This window comes from Pirellulales bacterium (assembly GCA_035656635.1).
In the GTDB taxonomy this organism is placed as follows: domain Bacteria; phylum Planctomycetota; class Planctomycetia; order Pirellulales; family JADZDJ01; genus DATJYL01.
In genome coordinates this window covers 1-19,759 of record DASRSD010000187.1, presented here as the reverse complement: position 1 = coordinate 19,759, position 19,759 = coordinate 1, and the positions used below count along the sequence as shown (strand labels likewise).

At 54.9% G+C, this 19,759-nt stretch carries 16 protein-coding genes; 5 read left to right on the top strand and 11 right to left on the bottom strand.

Features of this window, described 5'->3' with window-relative positions; genetic code table 11:
* From VFE46_20025 to VFE46_19985, 9 genes are all read right to left on the bottom strand, one after another.
* A partial coding sequence (locus VFE46_20025) for a c-type cytochrome domain-containing protein (GenBank protein HZZ30297.1) occupies positions 1 to 1,388 on the bottom strand: 1,388 nt, incomplete at its 3' end.
* A gap of 139 nt (positions 1,389 to 1,527) precedes the next feature.
* Positions 1,528 to 2,250, bottom strand: a complete 723-nt coding sequence (locus VFE46_20020; GenBank protein ID HZZ30296.1) for a hypothetical protein — start codon at positions 2,248 to 2,250, stop codon at positions 1,528 to 1,530.
* Between the two features lie 323 nt (positions 2,251 to 2,573).
* Complete coding sequence (locus tag VFE46_20015) at positions 2,574 to 4,364, bottom strand: serine/threonine-protein kinase (protein HZZ30295.1); 1,791 nt, start codon at positions 4,362 to 4,364, stop codon at positions 2,574 to 2,576.
* Between the two features lie 409 nt (positions 4,365 to 4,773).
* A complete protein-coding gene (locus tag VFE46_20010; GenBank protein ID HZZ30294.1) occupies positions 4,774 to 6,399 on the bottom strand; it encodes a hypothetical protein in 1,626 nt (541 codons plus the stop codon).
* Positions 6,396 to 6,980 carry a hypothetical protein gene (locus VFE46_20005; GenBank protein HZZ30293.1) on the bottom strand — a complete coding sequence of 195 codons (585 nt, stop codon included), beginning with the start codon at positions 6,978 to 6,980 and terminating at the stop codon, positions 6,396 to 6,398. Before VFE46_20005 ends, VFE46_20010 begins: the two co-directional genes overlap by 4 nt.
* Before the next feature lie 490 nt (positions 6,981 to 7,470).
* Positions 7,471 to 8,067 carry an acyltransferase gene (locus VFE46_20000; protein HZZ30292.1) on the bottom strand — a complete coding sequence of 199 codons (597 nt, stop codon included), beginning with the start codon at positions 8,065 to 8,067 and terminating at the stop codon, positions 7,471 to 7,473.
* Positions 8,068 to 8,110: 43 nt separating this feature from the next.
* The gene (locus tag VFE46_19995; protein HZZ30291.1) at positions 8,111 to 9,226 is read right to left on the bottom strand and encodes a DegT/DnrJ/EryC1/StrS family aminotransferase; all 1,116 of its coding nucleotides are present in this window, start codon (positions 9,224 to 9,226) and stop codon (positions 8,111 to 8,113) included.
* 68 nt (positions 9,227 to 9,294) lie between these two features.
* Positions 9,295 to 10,347, bottom strand: a complete 1,053-nt coding sequence (locus tag VFE46_19990; GenBank protein HZZ30290.1) for a Gfo/Idh/MocA family oxidoreductase — start codon at positions 10,345 to 10,347, stop codon at positions 9,295 to 9,297.
* A gap of 85 nt (positions 10,348 to 10,432) precedes the next feature.
* Positions 10,433 to 11,155, bottom strand: coding sequence for a glycosyltransferase family 2 protein (locus tag VFE46_19985; protein HZZ30289.1), 723 nt, complete (start codon positions 11,153 to 11,155; stop codon positions 10,433 to 10,435).
* 537 nt (positions 11,156 to 11,692) lie between these two features.
* Between VFE46_19985 and VFE46_19980 the strand changes: the two genes are divergently transcribed.
* The 3 genes from VFE46_19980 to VFE46_19970 all read left to right on the top strand — a co-directional run bounded on the left by VFE46_19980 (position 11,693) and on the right by VFE46_19970 (position 15,135).
* A complete protein-coding gene (locus VFE46_19980; GenBank protein ID HZZ30288.1) occupies positions 11,693 to 11,950 on the top strand; it encodes a hypothetical protein in 258 nt (85 codons plus the stop codon).
* A 72-nt stretch (positions 11,951 to 12,022) separates the two neighbouring features.
* Positions 12,023 to 13,417, top strand: a complete 1,395-nt coding sequence (locus VFE46_19975) for a hypothetical protein (GenBank protein ID HZZ30287.1) — start codon at positions 12,023 to 12,025, stop codon at positions 13,415 to 13,417.
* A 173-nt stretch (positions 13,418 to 13,590) separates the two neighbouring features.
* Positions 13,591 to 15,135 (top strand): hypothetical protein, encoded by a 1,545-nt coding sequence (locus VFE46_19970; protein ID HZZ30286.1) that lies wholly within the window; start codon positions 13,591 to 13,593, stop codon positions 15,133 to 15,135.
* 52 nt (positions 15,136 to 15,187) lie between these two features.
* Here the strand turns inward: VFE46_19970 and VFE46_19965 are convergent, their stop codons facing one another.
* Both VFE46_19965 and VFE46_19960 read right to left on the bottom strand, forming a co-directional pair.
* Entirely contained in the window at positions 15,188 to 15,724 is a 537-nt protein-coding gene (locus VFE46_19965) for a ferritin-like domain-containing protein (GenBank protein ID HZZ30285.1), read from the bottom strand.
* A gap of 493 nt (positions 15,725 to 16,217) precedes the next feature.
* Positions 16,218 to 16,718 (bottom strand): PRC-barrel domain-containing protein, encoded by a 501-nt coding sequence (locus tag VFE46_19960; GenBank protein ID HZZ30284.1) that lies wholly within the window; start codon positions 16,716 to 16,718, stop codon positions 16,218 to 16,220.
* A 446-nt stretch (positions 16,719 to 17,164) separates the two neighbouring features.
* Here VFE46_19960 and VFE46_19955 point away from each other — a divergent pair, with 446 nt between their 5' ends.
* Both VFE46_19955 and VFE46_19950 read left to right on the top strand, forming a co-directional pair.
* The gene (locus VFE46_19955) at positions 17,165 to 18,052 is read left to right on the top strand and encodes a sterol desaturase family protein (GenBank protein HZZ30283.1); all 888 of its coding nucleotides are present in this window, start codon (positions 17,165 to 17,167) and stop codon (positions 18,050 to 18,052) included.
* Positions 18,053 to 18,198: 146 nt separating this feature from the next.
* A partial coding sequence (locus VFE46_19950) for a KUP/HAK/KT family potassium transporter (GenBank protein HZZ30282.1) occupies positions 18,199 to 19,759 on the top strand: 1,561 nt, incomplete at its 3' end.

Genomic DNA, 19,759 nt, shown 5'->3' with positions numbered 1-19,759 from the left:
ATAATCGCGGCGTAGGCGTCGACAATATCGTACTTCGCGTGACCGCGCCAATCTTTGGGATACGCCCGACCTTCCACCATGCGGCCGAATTCGCTGTAATCATATCGGCCGGGAAACACGAACAACGTAATGCCGCCGCGAACTAACGGCTGATCGGCGGGGGCATGAAACAGCCGGCCCAGAAATGCCGTCTGCTGCTCGGCAGTTTGGGCCACTTCCTGCAACTCTCCTTCGGGCAGGTTGCTGATGATTAGCAAATTTTTGCCTTGCTTGGTGGTCGGAAGATCGCTCGGATCGGTCAGCCGCCACATGTGCTTGGCCGAAATAAGCCTGTCGGATGCCAATTCTTCCGGCGTTACTGTTTTGGCGCGCGTGAGAGCCGCCAAGCGGAGAGTGGTTTGATTCGGATCGTCGCCATCGAAATGGGCCCCCTCGGCGATCCATTTTTCAAATTTGGCGATGACGTCGTTCGACAGCGGCGGCCGATTTTTGGGTTGGGGCATGCGGGCGCCAGCGGTCCCCTTCAGTTTTTTAATAATGAGGCTGTCGGCCGGCTGCATGGGCACCCACGGATTGCCGCTTTGGCCGCCGCGAATCATGTTGTTAAACCGATCCATCTGAAAATTGCCCGTCGGACCCGGGCCGGTATGGCAGCCGAAGCAATTTTCCACCAGCACCGGAGCGATGTCCTTGGAAAACTGCACCGTCTCACGGCCTGTGGCCATGGCGACGGTAAGCTTCGGCTCGTCCGGCTTTTTCACAAGCAACGGTGCGGGCGTGGCCGAGGTGAACTTGTTCAGCGGCGCTTTTTCGTCGGGGCCGTCGAACTTCGCGCCTTCGTCAATCCATTTGGTAATGGCGGCGATTTCCGGCTTGGTGCATTTGGGGCCGGGACCGCGCGGCATGTCGCCGGAAGTAAGCGCATCGACAATGCGGCTGGCACTGCCCTTGCCCGCTTCAAACACCGGACCATCGGGCGTGCCTTTTTTGAACGACTCGAACGTCGCCATGCTGAACTTGCCACGCGCTTGATCGATGTGGCAGCGTGTGCACTTGGCAACCAAAATGGGCGCAATGTCTTTGGTGAAGCTCAAATTCTTGTCTGGAAGTGCGCCGGCGGCGGTTGCGGGCTTGGCGGCAGCAGCATCACCAAGCGGATTGGTTGGACTTCCCGGTTTACCGGGCGGTGCGGCCTTACCAGCATTGGGATTACCAGCCGCGGAATTGCCTGGACCTGGAACCGGAGTGCTGGGAACCGCCGGCTGGCCCGGTCTTGGAACCCCGGGGCCCGGGACCCCGGGATTGGTATCCGCAGCGTAAGCCAAAGGCCCAACGATTACCGCCACGATCGCCAGGAACAACGCTTGCCGGAGGGGAAAGTAAACCATGATAGGCACTGGGCAGACTGTCGCGCGTGGGGAAACAAAAAAGCCGTCCGATGGCGGCTTTATTATAAGCCATCGAGCAGCCTTTGTGGACCACACTCCAGGGCAACCGCGTCCCTTCGGAAGCCAACTAAGCAACCCGTTACCGAGGTTGGCATGGCTTGTGGTGGCGCACGCTCAACTCTTGCGGCGGCGACGTGAACCGCCGAGTGGGCTTGTAGCCGTATTGCACGGCAAACCATTCGGCATACCGCTCCCGATCTGCAGAGCGCGAATTGCGATTATCCAACAAGTGGCCCAGCTCGTGAATCAAAATGTTATTCAAATAGAAATCTTTCAGGGCCTGCTCGGTCCACACCAGCTTCCAGGAAGCGGGGCCGTCTTGTTCCCAACGGCCGCCGTACATACGCGCTTCGATGAGCTGCGCGGGCTTCGGCGGCGTTTTGAAACGCTCCACCAGGCTTTCTTCCACGGGATACAAATAAATCGTCGGCCCCCATTGCATGCCGTAACAGGGGAAGCTGAGCTTTTTGCGCGTCATTTGGCTCAGCTGCACGACTTCCAGCGGCGCGACAAAGTGAGCGGGCAACTGCGCCAGCCGAGCGCGAATTTCGTCCGGCGTAAGAATATGCCGGTGCCCGTTCCCCGGCGACTGCACGACAATGCGATAATGGCCGCCGTTTTCACGCGGTTCGTGCCAATTTTCCGGTGGCACAAAGGGGAGTTGCTGGTTGCGCGGCACTCCCCGCGCGCGCTTGCTGGAACGCATTCCGCGGCGCGAATGCCGAGCGCGCACGACAGCGTTGGAATGCTCCAGGCGATTGCGAATTCGATTGCCGAAGAAGACTTGGATGTGCTGGCTCATACGCAAATCCTCGTTGTCCAGGAGCGCCGCCAGCGGCCAAAAAGACCGCTGGAAAATCCGGCTTGCCCGAACACTCTGCATTGAAGTGAATCGGTCGGAAATGGGTGGGCGATTGAAGCCCACATTTCCACTTTATGCAGGTGTCCAAAGAAGAAACAAGTGAACACCACAAGTGGCGATTGGACCGCGACTTAAAAGCTTTGCCAACCGGGTGGAGTTGTCCGACAATGCGGAATAAACGCTTTGAGCCGACACCCCTCTTTTGGAAAACCGGCAAAATTTCTGACTGCTTGGGCCGGCCTCAATGAGTGAATAGTTGTTCACTAGTGAACAAGTATCACGATGACAATGATTAGCGCGACGACAAACACGATCGCCCCGGTAAGCAAGAACCAAACTGAGGCGGAAGAGGAAGGCTCCGGCGCGCGATGTTGCGAGATAGGTTGCGGTGCGCCCGGCGGCAATTTGTCTGGATGAACGGTCGTCGTCGCTTCGCGCGCGGCCCGTTCAATGAGTTCGCCCAACGTGTCGTCGCGCGGCTTGGTCGGAAGCTTTGTGCTTTCTGAGGGCTTGGGGACATCCAGCGATTTGGCGCGCGGCAGCGATTTTCCAACTGCACTTTTGCCAATTCCCGTGCCGTTAGCGCCGGGGCGGCCAACGCCGCTTTGGCCAGCCCGACCCAAAATGCTGCTGCCCAAACCTAAGATGCTGCTGCCCCCATGGGAAGGACCTAAGCCGCTGCGCGAGGCGCCTCCGCTTTGGGAAGCCCCGCCTCCCACCACCCGGCTGCCACCGCTTTGATCGGGTCGACCTAAAATATTGCTGCCGCTGTATTTCGCTTGCGATTTACCTGCCGAAGAGGGCGCCGGCTTGTCGGCCGGAGCGCCTTTGATGGTTTCGTGTTGCAAATTGGAAACCGTGTCGTCCAGCGTCCCGGGCTTTGAGCGGTGCGGCGGATAAACCGGCATGCCCCCGGAACGGGAAGAGCTGCGGCGCGGCGGCGGACCCACGGGCCGTTTCGTCAAGTTCAATCCGCTGCCGCCGCTTAGTTCCTTGCCACGGCCTTCCAACCATCGCGACAGCATTTGAGCCACTTCGCCGGCTGATTGAAACCGCGCGTCGGGTTGCTTCGACATCATTCGCAGGCAAACGTCGACCAGCGCCGGCGGCGCATCTTTCCGATCTTCATACAAGCTTTTGGGCATCTGGTTTTGATGCTTCCAGATGCGCTGCGCCAAGGTGCCCTCGGGAAACGGAGCGTGGCCCGTAAGCAGAAAATAGAGCGTGCAGCCCAGGCTGTAGATATCGGCCCGTTTGTCGACCGTATGACTATCGCGGGCCTGCTCCGGAGCGAGGTAATCGGCCGTGCCCAACACGTTTTCTTCGTGGGCGATGGTAAGCGAGGCGGTTTTGCTGTCGTCCTGCCAACGTGCCAGGCCCATGTCGAGCACTTTCACCACACCGCGCTGATCGACAAGCAAATTGGCGGGTTTAATATCGCGGTGAATGAGCCCGGCCTGGTGCGCGTGTTCCAAGCCTTCGGCTGCCTGGCGAACGTAATCGGCGGCGACGTCGTAATCCAGGGCACCGACGTCCTTCACCAGAGATTGGAGATCTCGCCCCTCGACATACTCCATGATCAGGAAATGATCGTTCTTATTGCCTTCTTGATCGTGGTCAATGTCGTAAGCGCGGACAATGTTTTTGTGGTCGAGCTTGGAAGTGGCTTGTGCTTCGCGATAGAAGCGCGCCAAATAAGACGAATCGTTCACACGGCTGGGGGGCAAATGCTTGATTGCCACCAACCGCTGCATTTTGCTGTGCTCGGCCAAGTACACGCTGCTCATGCCGCCGGTGCCTAAGTGGCCCAGCAATTTGTATTTCTTGCCGACGAGAAAGAAGCCCTTGTACTTGCCGTTCAACAGTTGATCGCGTTGCCACGGAGTAATTAGCTTTGCGGCAATGAGTTGATCGGCCAGCAATTGGCTATCGGCTTCGGGAGTGGCGCCCGACGGGCGCTGGATCTCCGCAAGCGTCTGATCGAGTTGTGCCTTTTCGACCAGGCCACTTCGGCGCAGCAATTCCAGAAATTTGTCGATACTGACCGCGACCATGGATCGCCCCTCACACTCGCCACACTAACGATGACCCCTGATAGTGTAAACGGTCCCCGCGACGATTTATCGACCATCATGACGATAACAAGAAAAGAGGCAATATACTAGCTAATCTTATGCCAGGTGGGTCATTTTCGCCAATGTTTTGATGGGCTTTAAACCAGTCCACTGGCCGGTGAATCGCAATGCCAATTGCATTAAAACGCCCTTCTAAGGCCAAAATCGCTTGCATCGTGGAGCTTGTCCAGGTCGGGGCAATAGCCCATCACCGCCAGCCCGATCATGCCGCAAGAACAGCTCCGGCAAAGAGAACGATCCCGGCATTGGGTTGTGGGAAATTCATGCTGGTCGATTGCCATCCACACGTAAAGTAGTCCTAGGCAAGGCGTTTTCCGCCCATCCACCACTAGGCAGCGTGGCGGGGAGATTCGATTCGTTGCGGAGCAGCAACCGGCGGAGCCGAAGATGGGGTAACAGGTGGGCCGCCGAATGATTCGGCAGCCAACCCGATCTCGAAACTAGGACTGGGCTGCTCGAATTTCGTTCCAGCAAAAATCCATTGCAGTTGGCGGCTCCAGCCAGAAGCAGCAAATTGCTCCGCCCCCACAAGCATGCACAGTGGTAACACTTGCAAGGCTAACCGATAGAATGCCGTGCGCAATTGATATTCCAAATGCAGCGGCGTGATGGTCAGGATGGCTAAATAGACCACAATGACCACCACTGCAACTATGCGCCACAAAAATACCGTAGCGGAGGAACGTGGTCGCCGCAGAAACAGCAAACCGATGGCTACGAACGGCCAAATCAAGTTGAAATAAGAAACGGCAAACAGTTTATTTACGGTAAATTGTACGACCGATGGAATTCTGATCCAGGTATGAACGATCCAGTCCCAGTGCAGCGCATCGGCAAATGGCCTAAAGTATGGGGAAACAGGAATGCGCCGCCGGCTAAGGGCCACCACCAGCGCGCAGCCGATTGCAATGCCGATCGTCCAGGCGGCAGTTCGGTGCCTCCGCCACAAGTGCCACCTGCGCCGGAATTGCGCCGTGGCCAGCATCGCGAACCCAACCGCTGCCAGCCACAGGGCTCCCTCCTGCTTCGTCAAAATCGCCGCGCCGAGCATGGAGCCGGCCAATATACTGTAACTGGCGCGCGGCGTGGCCAGCCAGCGTCCCACGGCAATTACGCCGGCGGTGGCAAATGCGGCAACGGCAAAATCAGCGGATCCGCTTAAGCCCGCTCCTTCACTGGGCATTAAAGTGATTGGCAAGAGGATAAAGAACGCGCTCCACATGGCAGCGATGAGGGGCGATTCGAAGCGACGAATTTCCTCGGCTAAAATCGAAGCGATCGCCAGCACGAATCCGGCGAATAGTAGTTGCTCGCCTAGGTCTTGCTGCGAACCCTGCGCGGCGTACAAGGCCGCCTCGACGACGGGCAACAACAGCGGATAATTAGCATTAAAGTTTAAGCGGTCGGGATTGCGAAAGCTTTCGTCCGAGAGTTGGCCGCCATCGTATAAAATGCGCGCTTTCAGTCCGTAAATGGACCGGGCATCGAATGTGATTGGCGATTCGACCGCCGCAAACCATAAAAGATCTGCCAGGCACAAAATCGCGAGCATTCGCACCAGCAGCGGCAGATCGCCAATCCAACCCATCCAATTGCGCAGCAAGTGCTTGCCGGAAACGGCGCCTGGGCGTCGTTCACGCCACCGTAGAATCACTTCCGTCGCCGTCATGACGGTGCATAATCCAAGCGCGCCGAAATATTCTCCGTGCGTGATTCCTCCGGCAATGAGCAAGGGAACTTGTAGAATCAGTCCCACCAGCGCAATGCCCAATAAATATGACCATCCCCACGCCAATCGCCCAGCGGATAGTCCGACCGCTGAGCAAACTTCTCCTGGGGACGGCTGGCGAGGCTGCAGCCATCGGGCCAGCAAACTACCGGCGCCGGACATGACCGCCAGGGCGGCCAGCAGCGGCAGCAAGTGCAGCGTTAATCCGCTTACAGCCAAAATCATCGCAACATTTGAATACGGGTGTTGGAAACGTGGGATTTGTCAAACGTGACTACATAAGTAATTTGATGATCCGCAATGAATTGCTCTTCTGAAATATTTTGCAGCGGGTAATCCCACTTCCAATACAATTCCAATGGATCGGGCGTCATGCCCTGGCACCATTCCTCTAAGCGCCAACAGTATTGAAACATGTCGCGTTGTTCCTGCGGCAGCATAAACACACTGCGCGGATACAACTCGTAGGCGAGAATTAATCCTTCGTTGGGACCGTGGTATAAAATGTTGGCGTCCGCAGGAATTTGCTGCAGGCACTCCTGGCAAAGGTAATCGAAATCAGCAAGCAGTTTTTTCTCGGGGGTGAGATAGCTGGGCCGGACGCTATCGTGATACGAAAACATAGTGCTGGCGCGCTGCCAGTATTGGCACACCGAAAACCCCATAAACGATAATTGCAAGATGAGAAACACGAGCATCAAACGAGCCCGCCAATTCCAGCAGGCCCATTGAATTAGGCAGCGCTCGACCATGGCGTGCAGTGGAGGGCGAGGATCGGTCGTTGTCAAAAAGAGTGCGAACAACACAAACGAGATGCTAGCCGTGTAGAAGGGCGAGGGCACTGTCCATAAAGGTGCCGATCGCCACCGCAGGTCAATCGCCATAATTCCAACGACCGCCAGAGCGCCACTTTCAAGCGTCCCCAGTAAAAACATCCCCCTCCAAAGTGATCCCGGCCAACTTCTGGCTGCAGCGGCATGAATCCGCGGCGAAAACAAGCACCACACCTGAAGCGCAGCCAACGATACCAGGAGGATTTTGAACGGGTTTTCAATGATCAGATGCCGGTTGCCAAGATGGAAAAAAAGTGGCCGAATGCAGGCGACACCACCCACCCACGCACTGCCAGCCGCCGCCGCCAGCGCCAGCCACCTGACCAGCGGCCAATCGGGGCGCCAATTAAGCCAGTCGCCGACGGCGGGACTGCCCTCGTCATGAAGCTCCCCGCTGGCCATGATGTAAATACCTGTATTACTTGGCGGCTTGAAGATCGGCGGAAAATCAGAGGCGTTGAAATCAGTTTCGTGATGTTTGCTGATGCAGACGGACGGCCTGCTGCTCGGAATTGGCGGTTAGCAGCAATTGACAGGCGGCGCAATAATCGCGGGCGTCAAGTTTGGCGCCGCAGAAACAAACCCTGCCGATCACGCGACCAGGATTCCCGACGACCAACGCATGCGGTGGAACATCGTGCGTGACAACCGTGCCTGCGCCCACCAGCGCATACTGGCCAATCGTCATGCCGCAAACGAGCGTGGAATTTGCGCCAATCGTCGCGCCACGATTCACCTGCGTTCGCAAAAACGCGCTGTTATCGCGCCGAATAAACGCACGCGGGCGGAGATCGTTGGTGAATACGGCGCACGGTCCCACAAAAACGCCCTCCTCGAGCGTGACGAAATCCCAGAGCGCTACGCCGTTTTTAATGGTGCACCGGTCGCCAATGGAAACTTTGTTCTCCACAAACACGTGCTCGCCAAGATTGCAATGCGAACCAATCGTGGCTCCCGGCAATACATGGCAGTACGCCCAAATTCGCGTGCCGAGGCCAATTTGTTTGCTTTCGCAAATAGCCAGGTCGTGCACGAAATATTCTTCGGCGACAATGCTCATGTGGCGCACTCTCCTGCAATCGAACAACTGGTAGTTAACCGCTTCAGGCTGCTACACGAAGCCGATGGCGTTGTAGTGCAGAAATGACGTGCTCGCGCTGCTCGACGGTGAGTTCTGGGTACAACGGCAAACTAAGACATTCATTGGCCCAATGCTCCGCTTCCGTTACGGAACCGCAAACGCGTCCCATTCCTTGGAAAGCCCGCAACTGGTGCACAGGAAATGGATAATGAATGCCGGCTCCGACGCCTTGCGAGTTCAGCCAAGCCAAGCGGGCATCTCGATCTTTCACGCGTACCACGTACAAGTGATAGACGGATTCACTTCCCGGAGAAGAAGAAAATACTGGCACGATGCGTTCTTCGGCCAAATGGCGATCGTACTGGTCCGCGTGGGCTTGGCGCTCTTGATTCCAGCGGGGTAAATACTTCAATTTGATATCCAACACGGCGGCCTGCAACGAATCGAGGCGGCTGTTGAGGCCCACTTCTTCGTGATGGTATTTGCGCACCGAACCCCAATTGCGCATCAATTGCAAGCGTTCGGCCAGGGCGGAGTTGTTTGTGGTGATTGCCCCGCCATCGCCATAGGCGCCCAGATTTTTCCCGGGATAAAAGCTGAATGCGGCGGCAGTTCCCAGCGATCCGGCAGTGCGCCCCTTGTAGCGCGCACCGTGTGCCTGGCAGGCATCTTCAATGACGTGCAGTTCTCGCGCGGCGGCAATTTCCTGAATGCGATCTATCTCGGCACAGCGGCCATACAAATGCACCGGAACAATGGCTTTTGTGCGGTTGGTAATTGCGGCCGCGATTTTTTCAGGGTTCAGCAGGCCGTCCGCACGATTCACATCGACCAATACCGGCGTGGCGCCGGCCAATTTTACCGCTAATGCTGTCGCAATGAATGTAAACGCCGGAACAATCACCTCATCGCCAGGTCCAATATCAAGCGCTCGAAAGATTAGCTGCAAAGCGTCGGTGCCGCTGGCGACCCCCAAGCAATGCTGGGCCTGACAAAATTTTGCAAAATTTTGCTCAAAGCGTGCAACCGACGGTCCCAAAATGAAACTGGCCTCGTCCAAAACCAATTGCATGGCGGCGTTGACTTCCGCCTGAATTCCGGAATATTGCGCCTTCAGATCCACTAACGGGATGTGCATGTTTCACCAAGCGATTGTCTGAAAGCTGAGCTCATGGCGTGAAAACTGGAATCGACAGTGGATTGAAATCAGGCTGCGCGCCGCAAGGCCCGCGACTCATCCGCGATGTTGGCCAGCGTGGAACGATTCCGCATCGACGCAGTAGCGGCCTCCAGAGTGCGAACCACTCGCAAGCCGCACTCCCCATCGTTCAACGGCTGGGCCTGACCCTCGATGCAATCTAAAAAATGATTGCATTCCACATCCAGCGGTGCGCCGCCGGACATCACCGGAATGACGATATCGCCGGTCCGCACCTGCATGCGGAACGTAGCAAAACTGTCGCTGTAGGGCGCGCATTTTTCCACATCGACGGATTTGTCGACAATGCGCACCGGAGCGTCCAGTTCCAGGTCGTTCCAGACGACCGATTTTTTCGCTCCAACCACCGTAATTTCGCGAACTTTCTGCGGGTTCAGCCACGAGGCATACAGCGACGCCATAATTTGCTGCGGATAGGTGAGCGTGGCCACCACAACGTCTTCCACTTCGGGGTTCAAATACGACATTCCGAACGCGCTGACTTGTGTCGGATCGGACTGAAACCAATAGTTGAAAATACTGATGTCGTGCGCACCCAAATCCCACAAGGCATTTACATCATGCCGGAAGGGGCCCAGATTTGTTCGCTCCGAGAAGACGTAGCGAATTTGGCCCAGCTCGTTACGATCGATCAATTGCTTGATGTAGCGAATCCCGTGGTTGAACAGGAACACATGGCCGACGCACAGATGGACGTGGCGCTGCTTCGCCAGCGCCACCAGTTCTTCGCACTCGCGCGCCGAGCTGGCGAGAGGCTTTTCCACCAGCACATGCTTGCCGCTTTGCAGAGCAGCCTTGGTCAGCTGGTAGTGAGTATTCGTCGGCGTTGAAATGACCACGGCTTGGGCCGTGGAATCGGTCACCGTGGCCAGCGGATCTGTGCTGGCCTGAAACGATCCTAGAATATTGCGGCGCACCAGCTCCAATCGCTGCGGATCCAGATCGCAGACGGTGCCAATTTTAACGCGCTGGCTAGAAGCGAGGCAGCGAACGAGATTCGGCCCCCAATGACCCAGCCCAATGCAATTAACTTGTATCACGGACGATCCCTCCTTTGATCGTGCGTCCGAACCTATTTGATTTCGCCAGCGAATTCGACATCCTTGTCGGCGCCAACGTGCGAAATCAACTTTTTAATCCCAAACTCAGAAACACTACCGGCCGCAACATATCCCACCAACCGACGACGGGTTTCATTTTTGTATTTCCTACCCGTCGCGGCGGATAAATTTTGGTGCAAGGAACCTCGCGGTGTCGGTATCCCAGTGCAATCATCTTGTACAGCAGGTAAATTTCCAAACCGTAAGTATCCAACCATTTCTGATTCAAGTTGATGCGGGAATCATCCAAGCACGATAGCCGGATGGCGCGAAAGCCGTTAGTGGATTCCGTTAGCTCCTTGCGGCAGGTGAAACTCAGTAAGCGGGGATGCAAACGCGTGGCCAGTTTTCGATAAAGTGGCATGTCGCCGCCGTAGGAGCCCCCCTCCAGATAGCGCGAGCCGATCACCAAATCCGCCTCGTCGGCGGCAATGGGGTCTAGCAGCCGGGGAATTTCGCGCGGTTCATCTTTGTTGTTTCCCGCCATGATCACAGCAACATCGAATTTATTGGCGCGAGCGTAGGAAAGCGCCGTGCGGAGCGCATAACCCACACCATGCAGATAACCCAAGGAAATCACTTTTGCCCCTGCAGCTTGGGCAGTGGTCGCCGTGTTGTCAGCAGATCCATCGTCTATGACCAGCACTTCGTCGGCAATTGTTTTGGGAACCCGCGAAACAGCCAAGCCGATTTTGGCGGACTCGTTGTACGCCGGTGCGATGACGATGACGCGAAGATTCTGATACATAGAATTTTTATATTTTGCAGCGAGATGAATGATCACACCGTCGATGCCGCGAACTTATAGCACAGCGAGGCAACGTGCTCAACGCTCACTGCCAGGCACACAGAGCGTTTTGGGGTAGGGAAGCTATCAGTTCTATCGGATTTCAGCAAGAGAGCCTTGTGGCGGGAATCCGCGGGAGACTTATCGCTAGTGACCGGCGCGAACGAATAATCGTGACATTCGATTTGCGATGACCTGACATCTGCTATACCGCTTGTTTCTTTCGCATTCGGGAATGTTCCAGAATTCGTTATAGACGGTTGGCCCGCTACGTTTGCACCAGCCCGAACATTACGACCTCCCTAATTGCTAGAAAAACCATCGCTTTACAGGTGATCGCCCTCATTCCGTCAAGGAGTAGGAATCCGCGGTCCGTAACTGGCATTTCGAAATGCACACTGCCGTTGCGGATTGCCGTAGACGTAGCTCGTGGCTGTGTTTAATATTCCGACCCGACTCTCCGGACAATTTCCTTCCCTGCCCTAGGAGAAAGACGAGATGCAGGTCGTTTTACAAATGCTAGTTGCCCCTGCTCATTCCCACCTGGCGATTTCGCTGCTGGCATACATTGATCCCAGCACGGGCAGCTTGGTTTTTCAAGTGATTGCCGCTTCGGTAATTAGCGCAGGATTGTTCGTTACCGGGCTCCGCAACCGGTTGGTTTGGCTACTAACTGCCGGTTGGCGCTCGAAATTGCCATCAAACGCATCGCCGATTGACGTTTCTGCCGACACCGCTAACGATGCGGCGAGTTAGGGTTCGCTAGCAAAAGCGGCTTTAAACAAGCTGTTTGGCGAAATGCCGGACATTGGGGCGCGCCGTCAACGTATGACCGAAGCCACGGAAGTCATTGTCGATCCTGCATCTTTTCGCGACCCGTGCGGATTTATCTTTGAGCGCGATCAGTGCAAGTTGCGGCAAGTTAATGAGTGCTATGCTGCCCACTACGACCACTTGATGGCCAGCGGCCTGTACGACGAATTGGTCGGCGCCGGCTTGCTCATCCCACACGACGAGTTGCCTCTGGATGAGCGGGCAACCGAAGACGGATATAAAGTGTTACGGCCCGCACAATTGCCGTTGGTTTCGTATCCCTACGAGTGGTCGTTCAGCCAACTCCGCGATGCGGCGCTGGTAACATTGGAAATCGCGCGGCGGGCCCTTGCCAAGGGAATGATGTTAAAAGACGCCAGCGCCTACAACGTGCAACTCTTTCGCGGGCGGCCGGTGCTCATCGATACGCTGTCATTCCAGCGCTACCAGCAGGGACAACCGTGGGCGGCCTATCGTCAGTTTTGCCAGCATTTTCTAGCGCCATTGGCGCTGATGAGCCGGATCGATGTGCGTTTGAATCAACTCCTGCGCATTCATCTTGACGGAGTGCCGCTTGATTTAGCCAGCCGCTTGCTCCCATGGCGAACCAAATTCAATCTGCCGCTGGGCTTGCACATCCATGCGCACTCTCGAATCCAGCGCCGCCATGCGCAAGCAACTGCAGCCAAAAAGACAGCCGCGCTGAGCCGTCGAAATTTTGAAGCGATCATTGCCGGACTGCAATCTGCGGTGGCGGGGTTGCGGTGGAATGCGAGCGGAACCGAATGGGCCGATTATTATGCCACGGGGCACAACTATGGCGCCGACGGATTGGAAGCCAAGGAGTCCGTGGTGCGCAAGTTGATTTGCCGCGTGGCGCCGGGCCGTGTTTGGGATTTGGGCGCAAACAACGGCCGCTTCAGCCAGATCGCCGCCGAATGCGGCGCCGAAACGGTCGTAGCCTGGGACATTGATCCGGCGTGCGTGGAAAATAATTATCGGCAAGTAATTGCTTCCCGCAACACCGTGATCCATCCCTTGCTGTTGGATTTAGCTAATCCAACTCCGGGGGTGGGCTGGGCCAATCGGGAACGAAGTTCGTTCGCCGAGCGCGGACCAGTTGATTTAACCTTGGCGCTGGGCCTGGTTCATCATCTGGCGATCGCGAACAATTCGCCGCTACAGCATATTGCCGCGTATCTCGCCGCGCTAACAAAATCGCTGATTCTGGAATGGGTTCCCAAAGAAGATTCCCAAGTCCAACGACTGCTCGCCAGCCGAGAGGATATTTTTCCAGACTATTCTCAGCGCCATTTTGAAGATGTGTTTCGGCGATATTTTAATTTGCAGCACTCGGCACCCATTTCCGAAACGAAGCGGACCGCATACTGGTTCGGTCCGCTGGAGTAACGGCGCACAACCATCGGCGCGCCGAAGCCAGGCGAATTGCGACCATGAACAATTCCTCAGTAAATACGGAAGCAATGCCCGCCCGCGCCAGGTCGGCGTTCGTCAGAATATTTTCAAGGTCGCATCCGTTCCTGCTGGCAATGGTGCCGATCCTGCACCTGTATTCGCGAAATATGAACGAGGCGGATGCTTTCACCGCCCTCATTTTCGGCTGCGGCGCCTTAGTTATGACTCTGATCGTGTGGTTCGTAGCGCGGCTGTGGCTCGGCAATGGGCAAAAAGCAGCTTTGATTGCTTCGCTCTTTGTCGTGGTGTTTTACGCCTATGGTTGGATCTTCGATTTTGTAATGCAACACGAGCCGCTCAAAATGTCATACGACCGTTGGCATTTTGTGCTCGTCGTGTTTTGTGTTGCCCTGGTCGTTGCGGTGAGTGTTGTGCTGCGGCACAGTCGCCGGAATTTGCAGCAACTGTCTTCATTTTTGAGTGGCGTTGCCCTCATCGTGATGGTGATGTGCCTGGTCAGAATCGGGCGCAACGAGGTACGCATGCTTGCAGCCAGAAAAAAGAGCAAGCCTGCGGCGAGCTCTTCGGCATCGCAAATAACTAGTTTTCCGCGCAAGCCACCGTTGAATGCAGACTCGCCCGACACGCCCGACGTGTACTATATCATCCTCGATGGTTATGCCAGATCAGACACGCTGCAGCGAGTTTGTCATTGCGACAACTCGGATTTCCTCAAATTTTTAACGTCGCGGGGGTTTTATGTCGCCGATCAAAGTTGTTCCAACTACCCGATGACGTTCATGTCGATTGCCTCTTCGCTCAATATGTGTTACTTGGATGAAGAAGTGAAGAGCCCTGGCTATTCAGCCGTGTATGCCCTGTGGGACCAACCCTTGGTCGCCCGCGTGTTTCAGTCGAAGGGTTACCGCTTTGCGTATTTGGCGACAAATTTTAAAAGCACGTTGGCAGGCACCGACATCGTATTCCAACGGCGCCCTAGTTGGCTGCTGAACCAGTTTGCTGAATCTTTGTTGCGCACCACGGCCTTGCGGCTGTTCGAGCCGCAAATGGCCGACCAGCATCTGTACGAATTTGAAATGGTTAAAAAAATCGCTCAAATCAAAGGTCCTACCTTTACGTTCTGCCACATTATCGCGCCGCATCCGCCGTATGTGTTCGATCGGATTGGCAACATTTGTTGCGATGTGCCGCAATCGATGTTCTTCAAAGACGGCTGGGAACAGCAGCAAAACCCATCCAGCACCAACGCGCGGCTGGCCTATTCCGAACAATTGCAGTATGTAAATAAACGGATGGAAGAAATCGTCGACAGCATTCTCGCCCAATCGACCGTGCCGCCCATCATCATCCTACAGGGAGATCATGGCACGTTCTTCACCCTGCCGTCGAAAATCACGGACGAAAGTCTCGATCAATTCGCCGAGGAACGCATGCCCATTTTGAATGCGTACCTGGTACCGGAAAAAATGCGCCAAAAACTGCGGCCCGACATTTCGCCGGTCAATTCATTCCGACTGTTATTTCACGAATGCTTTGGCGAGCATTTCGAAATCTTGCCGGAAAAGCACATGGTGGGCTGGTATTACGGCCCACAGCAACTAAAAGACGCCACCAGCATTGTCCATCCGTCGGCTGTGCGACAAGCCAGCGTCGCGGGAAGCTCTGACCTGTCCGCAGCCAGACCGCATTGAAGCTCGTCCGGTGCCGCTTCGGAAGTTGCTACCGCATAAGTGTCTTGCGCGGCTAGGAGTGCGCTGCCTGCAAATTCACCGATTTTTCGGCAATTTGCGTGAGCAACTTATCCGTCTCGGCCTCCTCATTAAGCGTTTGCTGCAGGAGCGCGGCCACCTCGTTGTGGCCCAGCCGTCGCGCAAATGCCCGGGCGCAGCCATAACCGGCAATTTCGTAATGCTCCACTCGCTGCGCGGCGGCAATGAGCGCGGAATCCTTGACTTCGGGCTCCCCTTCCAGGTCGATCACCTGTTGCCCCTCCGTAATTAAGCCCTTCATAGCCTCACAAGTTTCCGATTTGGTTTCTTGATGCAGCAACCGAAACGCTTGTTCTAATCGCTCTTTGTGTCGTTTCGTCTGTTCCAAATGCCGCTGAAATCCGCCCTTAAGCTCGCGAGAGGCAGCGGCTTCTGCCATCTTGGGCAATGCCGAAATCAATTGCGTTTCCGCACTATATAGGTCTCGAAGCTGCAACGTGAGAACATTCTCCAAATTATTCAAAGTCATTGACGTACCAATCATTTTCGAAAACCAAGAGGAAGAGGCCATCGGGATGTTCCTTTTTATGCGGTGAAAAAAAACCGACGCATCCAAGAGGTGCAATGATCAATCGATTATTGATTTGTCCGCGGATTTTGCGTCGACGGAGTTGTCTGGGGATTCATCGGCACATTCGTGCCGTTTGTATTCTCGGTACTCGGTGCGTTCGTACGAGTTTCCGGGGGCGACGAAGGTTCCATAACCGGCTTATTGACTGTATGCGGTGTCGGGGCGCTAGGATTAGAAGTGTTCGGATTGTTCGTGCAGCCGGCGATTGCTATTGCGCCGCTGCATAAAGCAGTTTTCCATAGATATTTCATTTGTTGCCTCTTGCGTGTCGTAAGTGATCGATGAGAAATATTAAGGACCGAAAGACGATGCGGCTTTAACGTTTCGAAACTTTGGCGCTATCTTGTCCCGTCCAGCCACCGCGGCCTCGCCGAACCGCGGCCGAACCATTTGCCCGGCCGCGGTTCCCACAGCTGGCTGCCGTTTGACCAAACTAACGGTTGGCAGGATTTGGTTCGACGCCGGTTCTTTGCGCTTCATTAGTCAGGAAGCCGCGGTCTGCGTGCTCCGGCCAATGATTGTCGTCAAAACCTTGCCGTTGCTTGATGGTCTCTTCCGTGACATCAACACGGGCGTGATTGACCTTGTTGTCTTTCCATTCCAAGTGAATGGCATCCAAAGGTACGGCAAACAATTTGTCGCCGATTCCCAAAAAACCGCCGAAGGAGACGGCCGCGTATTCGATGTGGCCGTTGGGACTAATCATCAAGTCTTTAATCTTGCCCTTTTCTTGGTCGCCAGGACTGTAAACGCTTTGACCGATTAGCTCGCTAGCTTTAAAACCCCGGCCCGAATCCATTTGCGTTTGCGTTCGGTCCAATCGGCGGTCGGGCGTTTGGGCTTGTGAAATGGCGACAAAGGTAGCGGCGCAAACCACTATGCCGCTTGCCAGAGCAGCTACCAACAACCTGCGACTGACTTGAGGGATAGACATTTTCTGTTCCTTTCAAAAAACCCTAAGGGTTGCTTCGGGGAATCAACGTGATTCTTGCCCGAGATGTTCTAAGTGAAACCCGATAGCAAGCAACTAACATGCCGAAGTACGTTCCGGCATGAAATTGCTGCGAGCGGCTTCAATTCACCGTCAATTCACGATTGCCCGAGTTGTTGCCGCACGACAATCACCCAGTTGTTTTGGAGCGCCGTGAAAAATCGGATCGCGAATTTGGCGGTTTTGCGACCACGCTGTGCTGGAGCGCATCTGCCGCCACGATTGTAGTGCGGGCTGAAGTATGAGTCCGAAAGACCTGGTAATTCGGACGCTTTCAAAGGGGTTCTCGGCACCGAATGTGCGAGGTGTTTCTGCCTATAAGAAAGGAGGTAACGATGCTTTCGCTCGAATTCGCAGCCCTGTTTTTATTCATTCTGATGTTTGGGTATTTGCTGCCCGCCGGGCATTTATATTATCGCTATCATGTGCGCCGGGACCGGCGTAATCCACAGCTGCGAATTCAAAAACGCCAGCCAGCGGAGGGGCAAATCCGGCGAGAAGTGATGTTGTCGTTGCTCACCATCCTGATCTTCGCAGGCATGTCGACTGTCCTCCTTGAACTCTACAAGTCGGGGCACACCAGCATCTATCGGAATGTTCATGCTTATCCACTTTATTATCTGCCGGCGAGCTTCGTGCTATGTCTATTCATTCATGACACCTATTTTTATTGGCTGCACCGTTTCATGCATTGGGCGCCGGTCTTCAAGTACTTGCATCTTGGTCACCACCGTTCCGTCTGCCCTACTCCATTTGCCATCTTTGCTTTTCAACCGGCGGAAGCGGTGTTACAGTTCTGCGGCATTTGTAATCTCGTAATTTTTCTTCCGCTGCATCCGGCCGTGCTATTAGCATTTTTATGGTATGACACCACCATTAATACAGCCGGACATACCGGTTACGAGATGGTTCCGAAAGCGGTTGCCACAAATTGGCTATATAGCGGATTCAATACGGTAACACACCACGACACTCATCACACGAATCTCAAAGTCAATTTCGGGGCATACTTTAACACTTGGGATCGATGGATGGGAACTTTTTTGGACAGGCAAGTACCGCCAGCCAATGAATTGACTTCGCAGGATTGCCGCGCACCGAAAAACCGCGAACGGACGTTCCGAAATCCAGAGACTGCCTTTGCTGCGCCGCTGCCATTGAACCGTAATCGCAATCCAGGTGTGGCTGATTATCCCGAATGCGAACAGCCACAAGCTCCAGCAAGTCACTCGCGCTGCGGGCAGCAGGGCCAGACGAATCAGAAAGTGCCTGGATAAGAAGCTTTGTCTTCTCAAGGCTGAAGGCTATTGTTGCTGCTCAGGAAGCGACACAATTTTGTCGGCGGCGTAAACTATCCTGATTCTGCCTGATAATTTAAGCTTAACTGCCGCCATACCAAATGTTTGGCCTGAGCAGTGCGCACATGTCAAAATCAGTCAAATCCACTCGCCGCAAATCTTCTCGAACCGCATCTGAAGCAGCAACTGCGAAAAAGCCCGAACCCCATACGTTGACCCTAGTCATCGGCGCGCTGGGCGTAGTTTACGGCGACATCGGGACTAGCCCGCTGTATACGTTGCCGGTTTGTTTTGCAAAGCGCTCGGGCGTTTCGCCTGATCCGGAAAATGTGCTTGGCATTTTGTCGCTCATTATTTGGTCGTTGGTGATCATCGTATCGGTAAAGTACCTGGCGGTCATCTTGCGGGCTGATTTGGAAGGTGAAGGCGGAATTCTGGCGCTTAGTACATTGATCACCTCATCGCGGCCGAAGGCGAAGAATAATCGCTGGTTATTGCCGTTAGGCTTATTTGGATCCGCACTGCTGTTGGGCGATGCAATGATTACGCCGGCGATGTCAGTTCTGAGCGCGGTAGAAGGTGTCAAAGTTGTTCAACCGGTTCTGCAAAAAGCCGTCGTGCCGATATGCATTGCCATTTTGTTGCTGCTATTTTTTGTGCAACGGCATGGGACTGAAAAAATTGGCTCTTGGTTTGGTCCAATCATGCTGTGTTGGTTTTTTGTTCTCGCCGCGCTCGGAATCTACGGCATTTGGTTAAGTCCGCAGATCTTGCTGGCGATAAATCCTCTGCAGGGCGCGCGTTTTTTAATCGATAATCTCGGCCGTTCACTGTTCGTGTTAGGTTTTGTGTTTTTGGCAGTCACGGGCGGCGAAGCCTTGTACGCGGATCTTGGGCATTTCGGCAAGCGGCCAATACGCGTCGGTTGGTTTGCTATTGCCTTCCCGGCACTTCTGCTGAACTATTTGGGACAAGGAGGGCTGCTGCTTTCGACCTCATCCGCGGCCGCGCATAGCTTTTTCCAACTTGCGCCCAATTGGTTGCAATACCCGCTGATTTTGCTGGCAACAGTGGCAACGGTCATTGCCTCTCAAGCGGTCGTTTCCGGAACTTTTTCGTTGATGCACCAAGCCCGTCAATTTGGCTACATCCCGCGGCTGGAAGTCGTGCATTACTCGGGCGATGGCGAAGGCAAAGTGTATGTGCCGCTGGTGAATTGGTGTTTGGCGGCCGCGACCATTGCGCTGGTTCTGACGTTTCGCTCTTCCGATGCACTGGCCGGGGCTTACGGCATGGCCGTTTCCGGCACCATGTTAATTACCACGGTGCTGATCGTGGTTTGTTTTCGCCGATTATGGAAATGGAACTGGCTTGCCACTGTTTTGTTAGCGGCGCTTTTTTTAACCGTCGATAGTGCATTTCTGGTCGCCAATTTGACCAAGTTCTTACAGGGAGGTTGGATCCCTCTTACTATCGCTGCGGCCATTTATTTGGTGATGAGCACCTGGCGAATTGGGCGCGTGGCACTTAAATCGGCCCGGTATGTTTCAGCCGACGTCATCCAACAGCTTCATCGTGACGTGAAAGCCGGCAAACTGTCGCGCGTATCCGGCACAGCGATTTACTTCTCTAGCGATCCCACCGCTGTGCCAATTACGCTCCTGGTGAACTGTGAACATAACCGCA